The organism is Mesorhizobium sp. B1-1-5 (assembly GCF_006443065.1).
Taxonomy (GTDB): Bacteria; Pseudomonadota; Alphaproteobacteria; order Rhizobiales; family Rhizobiaceae; genus Mesorhizobium.
The window spans coordinates 1-6,414 of record NZ_VFWS01000190.1 but is presented as its reverse complement, the minus strand read 5'-3'; the positions used below and the strand labels follow the sequence as shown (position 1 = coordinate 6,414).

General features: G+C 65.0%; 10 protein-coding genes. 5 read left to right on the top strand and 5 right to left on the bottom strand.

The genetic code is table 11. The annotated features are described in order from the left end of the window. The first annotated feature begins 38 nt into the window (after positions 1 to 38). The gene (locus tag FJ980_RS28905; RefSeq protein WP_140547051.1) at positions 39 to 497 is read left to right on the top strand and encodes a GNAT family N-acetyltransferase; all 459 of its coding nucleotides are present in this window, start codon (positions 39 to 41) and stop codon (positions 495 to 497) included. Here the strand turns inward: FJ980_RS28905 and FJ980_RS28900 are convergent. Both FJ980_RS28900 and FJ980_RS28895 read right to left on the bottom strand, forming a co-directional pair. Then, positions 479 to 907, bottom strand: coding sequence for an ACT domain-containing protein (locus tag FJ980_RS28900; RefSeq protein WP_140547050.1), 429 nt, complete (start codon positions 905 to 907; stop codon positions 479 to 481). The genes FJ980_RS28905 and FJ980_RS28900 overlap by 19 nt on opposite strands. A 165-nt stretch (positions 908 to 1,072) precedes the next feature. Then, complete coding sequence (locus tag FJ980_RS28895; protein ID WP_246676585.1) at positions 1,073 to 1,522, bottom strand: cupin domain-containing protein; 450 nt, start codon at positions 1,520 to 1,522, stop codon at positions 1,073 to 1,075. 173 nt (positions 1,523 to 1,695) lie between these two features. On the opposite strand from FJ980_RS28895, the gene FJ980_RS28890 reads away from it, so the two are divergent. The 4 genes from FJ980_RS28890 (at position 1,696) to FJ980_RS28875 (ending at position 4,274) form a co-directional block, all read left to right on the top strand. After that, the gene (locus FJ980_RS28890; RefSeq protein WP_181181331.1) at positions 1,696 to 2,841 is read left to right on the top strand and encodes a helix-turn-helix transcriptional regulator; all 1,146 of its coding nucleotides are present in this window, start codon (positions 1,696 to 1,698) and stop codon (positions 2,839 to 2,841) included. 70 nt (positions 2,842 to 2,911) lie between these two features. Further along, on the top strand, positions 2,912 to 3,322 hold the full coding sequence (locus FJ980_RS28885) for a DoxX family protein (protein WP_140547047.1): 411 nt from the start codon (positions 2,912 to 2,914) through the stop codon (positions 3,320 to 3,322). Positions 3,323 to 3,335: 13 nt separating this feature from the next. Then, on the top strand, positions 3,336 to 3,863 hold the full coding sequence (locus FJ980_RS28880) for an SRPBCC family protein (protein ID WP_140547046.1): 528 nt from the start codon (positions 3,336 to 3,338) through the stop codon (positions 3,861 to 3,863). A gap of 147 nt (positions 3,864 to 4,010) precedes the next feature. Continuing rightward, entirely contained in the window at positions 4,011 to 4,274 is a 264-nt protein-coding gene (locus FJ980_RS28875) for a YMGG-like glycine zipper-containing protein (RefSeq protein ID WP_140547045.1), read from the top strand. 76 nt (positions 4,275 to 4,350) lie between these two features. On the opposite strand, the gene rpsP is transcribed toward FJ980_RS28875, so the two are convergent. The 3 genes from rpsP to ffh all read right to left on the bottom strand — a co-directional run. Next, a complete protein-coding gene (gene rpsP, locus FJ980_RS28870) occupies positions 4,351 to 4,752 on the bottom strand; it encodes a 30S ribosomal protein S16 (RefSeq protein ID WP_140547044.1) in 402 nt (133 codons plus the stop codon). A 50-nt stretch (positions 4,753 to 4,802) separates the two neighbouring features. Beyond that, positions 4,803 to 5,129, bottom strand: coding sequence for a chorismate mutase (locus FJ980_RS28865; protein ID WP_095770012.1), 327 nt, complete (start codon positions 5,127 to 5,129; stop codon positions 4,803 to 4,805). A gap of 7 nt (positions 5,130 to 5,136) precedes the next feature. Beyond that, the coding region (ffh, locus tag FJ980_RS28860) for a signal recognition particle protein (protein WP_140547043.1) at positions 5,137 to 6,414 on the bottom strand (1,278 nt) is incomplete at its 5' end.

Here is a 6,414-nt window from a genome sequence, read left to right as displayed (position 1 = left end):
CACCTTCTCCCACAAGGGGAGAAGGGGAAACCGCCCTCATGATCGGTCCAGAGCCCTCAGATATCCTCCTGCGCCCGGCCATCGCTTCCGACGCCCCCGCCATCGCGACCATGATGCGCGCGTCGCTCGATGCCTTCGACTGGATGCCGTTGCTGCACACGCCGGAGGAAGACCTGTTCTTCATCCGCGACATCCTGCTGCCCAATCAGCAGGTGACGGTCGCCGAGGCCGACCGCCGCATCGTCGGCTTCATCGCTGTCAATGAGAATTGGGTCGAGCAGCTTTATCTCGATCCGGCCTGGACTGGACAAGGCATCGGCAGCCGGCTGCTTGCCCAAGCCACCGCCGGCATGCCTCTGGTCAAGCTCCATTGCTTCCAGGCCAACACCGGCGCGCGCCGCTTCTATGAACGCCATGGTTTTCGCGCCGAGGCCTTCGGCGACGGCTCGGCCAATGAGGAAGGCTTGCCGGATATTCTTTACGTGCGTGGTCGCTGAGCCAAGCCGCCGCTTTCCACCGCCAACTCCAGCAATATCGCCAGCGCTTCCTCCGCCCGCTCCGCCGGCACGAACAGATGGTCATGATAGAAGGCCGACACCGGATTGACGCCCATGCCTCCCGCCGCGAGCCGTGTCGTGATGGCGGCGAGGAAGCCGACGGCTTCCAGCGAGGAGTGGATGTCGAGCGTGATCATCCGGCTGCGGAACGTGCCGGCAAGGCCGGCTGCCTTCGCCTTGCTTTCGGCCAGGATCAGCGTCGTGCCCTCGCGCTCGATGAAGCGCATGACCGGCTCCGGGCCCTCCGGCAAGGCTGCGTCGGGCGGCAAGGTCGCGAAGACATAGACTTCCGGGTAAAGCTGCGGCGTCATCGATGCCAGCAGCTTTTGCAGATCCGTCTCGCCGCTCATGGTTTCCTTCCCCGGAATGCGTGTGGCGCTGTTCTCCTGTCTTGACGCAATTCCGGATGCGTGGCTACGGCGAAGGCGCTGAGCCCAACCGCTTACACTTTTCCTGGAAATTGCTCTCGGGGAAGACGTCCCGGAACATGTTCCCGGCCTTCAGGCCAGGTCGCCTTACGTTCGCGGATATCCCAAGGGCGGCCCGGTAATCTCCATGTCGAACTGGGTGGCGATCGCCTTGATTGCGGCTACGTCTCGCGGAATCTCCAGTCCCTGCGCGGCAACCGTCGGGAAAAAACCTTCGAGACCTCCCGGGGACAAGATGGCGATCCATTGCGCAGGCTCGACGACGACGAACGCGTGCTCAACGCCGGCGGGAATGTGGAACATTTCTCCGGCGCTGCGTTCGGAAGTTTCCCCGGCGCGCCAGAAGCGCAGCCGCCCTTGCAGAATGACGAAGATTTCGTCGGCCTCGAGATGGCGATGGCGTGGCGGTCCGTCGCCCGGACCAGCATCGGATGCAAATGCCCCGAGCTTGCCGCCGGTCTCGCGCGCCGTCAGAAGCGTTTCGTAGTGCGTACCGTTCCAATCGGTCTGAGTACCAGGTTCTGCCCGCGTTTGCATCTTCGCCACATGTGGTTGGAGTGAAGCTTGATGGCGTCACGATAGCTATACGCTGACCTCGGGCAGTCGCCTCGTATGAACATATGAGATGCGGCGGGGAGTGGTTGTCAGCAAAGCCGGCTTCCGGCAAACTGCAGATCCATTCGGGTGAGGGAGCGTTGGAACCGGCACGCATGCACGACTTCGACGGCATGGTCGGGCAGATCTACGACGCGGCGGTCGAACCCGGCCGCTGGCCGCAGGTTCTCGAGACGCTGTCGGATTTCCTCGAAGGCGCCGCCGCCACCAAGCTGACGTTCCAGAACGCAAGGACGTTGCGCAGCGAAGCGAGTTCGGTGCGCATGCCGCCCGAGGCGGACCGCACCTACGCGCAGTATTACTACAAGACCAACGTGTTCCTGCCGCGCATCGCCAGGTTGCGCGCCGGCGCGTTGATTCCGGTGTGGGACCTCCTGCCGCGCGAAGTCTACCAGCGCTCCGAGTTCTATAACGACTTCTGCCGGCCCGGCGACATGTGCCACCCGATCGGGGTCGTGCTGGCCAACGAACCGGACATGCGCGTCGTGTTCACCTGCGGACGCGCCAGGACGGCCGGCGAGTTCGAGCCCGAGCATCTCGACCGGCTGCGCCGCGTCGGGCCGCATCTGGTTCGCGCGGCGAGCATGGGATTGCGGCTCTCGCGTTCGGAGATCGCCAGGAGTGCCAATGTCGAGGCGCTCGACCGCGTCGCCCAGGGTGTGCTGATCGTGGCGGCGAATGGCGAGATCCTATTCGCCAACCGGGCGGCCGAAGCGCTGCTCACCGAAGCCGATGGAATCAGGATCGAGAAATCGGCGCTGCGCGCAAATAAGCCAGCGGATGCCGCGCAATTTCGCCGGTTGATTGCCTCGGCCGCGGAGCAGTCGGACACCGCAGGCGGCGTGATGGCGCTCGCGCGGCCGGCGCCGCGTCGACCGCTGAGCGTGCTGGTGGCACCGCTGAAGATCGAGTCGACATGGTTCGTGACCGGCCGCCCGGCCGCAATCGTGTTCGTGGCCGATCCGGACAGCGCGCCGCGGACCATGCAGGGCCAGTTGCGCAATCTCTATGGGCTGACCCCAGCCGAGGCGGCCGTGGCCATTGCGATCACCCGCGGCGAAGGACTGCAGGCAGTGGCAGACGAGCTGGGCATCAGCCTGACCACGACGCGCACCCACCTGCAGCACGTGTTCGAAAAGACGGAGACGCGGCGGCAGGCGGAGCTGGTGCGCCTCATAGCGGCGAGCGGCGTTTACGACCGGTTGGCGGAACCTGCGCTGAAAACACTCCGGACCCTGTAGGATCGCGGCTCCATGGCGCGTCCTTGGTTCGACCCCGGCAGAGGGATCGAACCATCAGGAGAGAACATCCGTGAGCATTTCCGAAGCCGCGCCTGTCTCGAACGGCGCCTTGTGGACCGGGCGCGTGCTTAGCGCCGCCGTCGTCCTGTTCATGATTTTCGACGGTGTCATCAAGCTGCCGCCGCTGGACGTGGTCACCCGGGCAATGACCGAACTCGGTTGGCCGGCCGACGCCAATGTCGCGCGCCTGATCGGGATTATCGGGCTGATCTCGACCGCGCTCTATGCGTTGCCGCGCACATCAGTGCTCGGCGCTATCCTGCTCACCGCCTATATGGGCGGCGCGATTTCAACCCATGTGCGGATCGGCAATCCGCTCTTCTCGCACACCTTGTTCGGCGTCTATCTCGGCATCATCCTGTGGGGCTGGCTCTACCTGCGCGACCCAAGGGTGCGCGCGCTGATCCCGGTCTCGCGATAGAGGAGCAAAAGAGATGTTTGCCACCATCCTCATCATCCTGGTCGTCATCATCGCCGCGGTGCTGATCTATGCCGCGACCCGGCCGAACGATTTCGTCGTCACGCGTTCGGCCAGCATCAAGGCGCCGGCCGAGACGATCTTCCCGCTGCTCAACGATTTCCGGCGCTGGCCCGAATGGTCGCCCTTCGAAAAACTCGATCCCGGCATGAAGCGCACGCTGTCCGGCGCCGAAAGCGGCAAGGGCGCGGCCTATGCCTGGGAAGGCAACTCCAAGGCCGGCAAGGGCCGCATGGAGATCACGAATTCGGTGCCGTCGTCGCTGGTGTCGCTCAAGCTCGACTTCGAAAAGCCGTTCAGGGCCAACAACAGTGTCGACTTCACGCTTTCGCCGTCCGGCGAGGGCACGACCGTCACCTGGGCGATGCGCGGGGCAAGGCCCTTCATCGCCAAGCTAATGGGCCTGTTCATGAATTTCGACACGCTGATCGGCAAGGATTTCGAGGCCGGGCTCGGCAATCTGAAGCGCCTTTCGGAGCGCTGAAAACCACGAAGTTTCAACTAGTTGGCGTTCAGTGCCGTGAATCCGGCCGGCGCGTAGCCGGCCAATCTTCATCATTGCCGGGATCAATTTAGCTGTTTGTGAGTTTAGGGCATGGCGGCGAGGACGGCGCTTGAGAGAGGAACAGCAATGAAGAAAGCAATTACCATCCTAGTGCTGACCATGGCCTTGGGCGCCTGCTCGCAAACGGAAAAGGGTGCTGCGATCGGCGGGTTGGGCGGTGCGGCTGTAGGCGCTGCTGTGGCCAACAACCCGACCCAAGGGGCCATTGTCGGCGGCGCTGTCGGCGCGGTGGCCGGCGCGCTGATCGGCCATGCCAGCGAAAGCGGCCAGTGCCGCTATCGCGACCGCTACGGCCGCGTCTACGTGGCGCGCTGCCCGTCCGGCTATTGAGGTATCGGACCGAAATCGAACAAAGAAAAACGGCGGGCCGATGCCCGCCGTTTTCATAGACGACGAAGAACCGTGATTACTCGGCGCTGGCCGCTTCAGCCTCGGCCGGCGCGGCGCTCGCGGCGGCGGCCGCCGCAGCGGCGTCTTCCTGGGCTTTCTTCAACAGGGTAGCGCGTTCCTGCGCCTTCTTGCCGGGCAGGGCCTTGTTCGGGTTCGAGCGGGCCTCGCGCTTGGCAATGCCGGCCTCGTCGAGGAAGCGCAGCACGCGGTCGGTCGGCTGGGCGCCATGTGACAGCCAGTGCTTGACGCGGTCGGCGTCGACCTTGACGCGCTCGCCGTCCTTCGGCAGCAGCGGGTTCCACGAGCCGAGCGACTCGATGAAACGGCCGTCGCGCGGCGAACGGGCGTCGGCGACGACGACGTGGTAGTAAGGACGCTTCTTCGAGCCCGCACGGGCCAGTCTGATCTTCAGTGCCATTTCTTTGTCTCCTAAAAGCTCTGATTTCGTTGATGAGTTTTCGGCTGGTTTCAGCCGGTTTTCGTCACGCCGTTGGCAGCGGCGATCTGTTCGTGGTGCCGGATCACTTCGCGGACGACGAAGTTGAGGAATTTCTCTGCGAAATCCGGGTCGAGATGCGCATCCTTCGCCAGCTGGCGAAGGCGGGCGATCTGCTGCTGCTCGCGCGCGGGGTCGGCGGGCGGCAGGCCATGCTCGGCCTTCAGAACGCCGACCGCCTTGGTGCAGCGGAAGCGTTCGGCCAGCATATGGATGAGGGCGGCGTCGATATTGTCGATCGAAGCGCGGTAGCCGGCCAGGATGGCGCGTGCATCGGCCATGTCTTTCTCCTCGTTCATCGCCCCTTCACTTCTTCTTGCCCAAACCGGGCAGCCCGCCGCCGCCCAGGCCGGGGAGACCCGGAAGCTTCATGCCGCCGGGCAGGCCCGGCAGTCCGCCGCCGGGAAGCCCGCCGGGGAGGCCCTTGCCGAGGCCGGCGGCCTGCGCCTGCTTCTGCAAGGCTTCGAGCTGCTTGGGATCCATCTTTGACAGGTCCGGCATGCCGCCGCCGGGCATCATGCCGCCCAGCCCCATTTTCGAGGCGAGGCCGCCCATCATGCCGCGCATGAGGCCGCCGCCTTTGCCCTTGCCGCCCATCGCCTTCATCATGTCGGCCATGCCGCGATGCATCTTCAAGAGCTTGTTGATCTCGGCCGCGTCGGTGCCGGAGCCGGCGGCGATGCGCTTCTTGCGCGAGTGCTTGAGGATCTCGGGATTGGCGCGCTCGGCCTTTGTCATCGAGGAGATGATGGCGAGCTGGCGGCCAAACATCTTGTCGTCGAGGCCGGCGGCGGCCAGCTGGTCCTTCATCTTGCCCATGCCGGGCATCATGCCCATGATGCCGCCCATGCCGCCCATCTTCGACATCTGCTGAAGCTGCTGGGCGAGATCGTTCAGGTCGAACTTGCCCGACTGCATCTTCTTCGCCATCGCCGCCGCCTGCTCGGCGTCGATGGTCTCGGCGGCCTTCTCGACGAGCGAGACGATGTCGCCCATGCCGAGGATGCGGTCGGCGATGCGCTTGGGGTGGAATTCTTCCAGCCCGTCCATCTTTTCGCCGGTGCCGATGAGCTTGATCGGCTTGCCGGTGACGGCGCGCATCGACAGCGCCGCGCCGCCGCGGCCGTCGCCGTCCATGCGGGTCAGCACCAGGCCGGTGATGCCGACGCGCTCGTCGAAGCTTTTGGCTAGGTTCACGGCGTCCTGGCCGGTCAGCGAGTCGGCGACCAGCAGAATCTCGTGCGGGCTCGACACCTTCTTGATGTCGGCCATCTCGACCATCAGCGGCTCGTCGATATGGGTGCGGCCGGCCGTGTCGAGGATGACGACGTCATGACCGCCGAGCCTGGCGGCCTGCACGGCGCGCTTGGCGATATCGACCGGGCTCTGGCCGGCGATGATCGGCAGCGTCGCGACCTTGGTCTGCTCGCCGAGCTGGCGCAGCTGCTCCTGCGCGGCGGGCCGCCGCGTGTCGAGCGAGGCCATCAGGACCTTCTTGTTCTGCCGCTCGGTCAGCCGCTTGGCGATCTTGGCCGAGGTCGTCGTCTTGCCGGAACCCTGCAGGCCGACCATCATGACGACGAC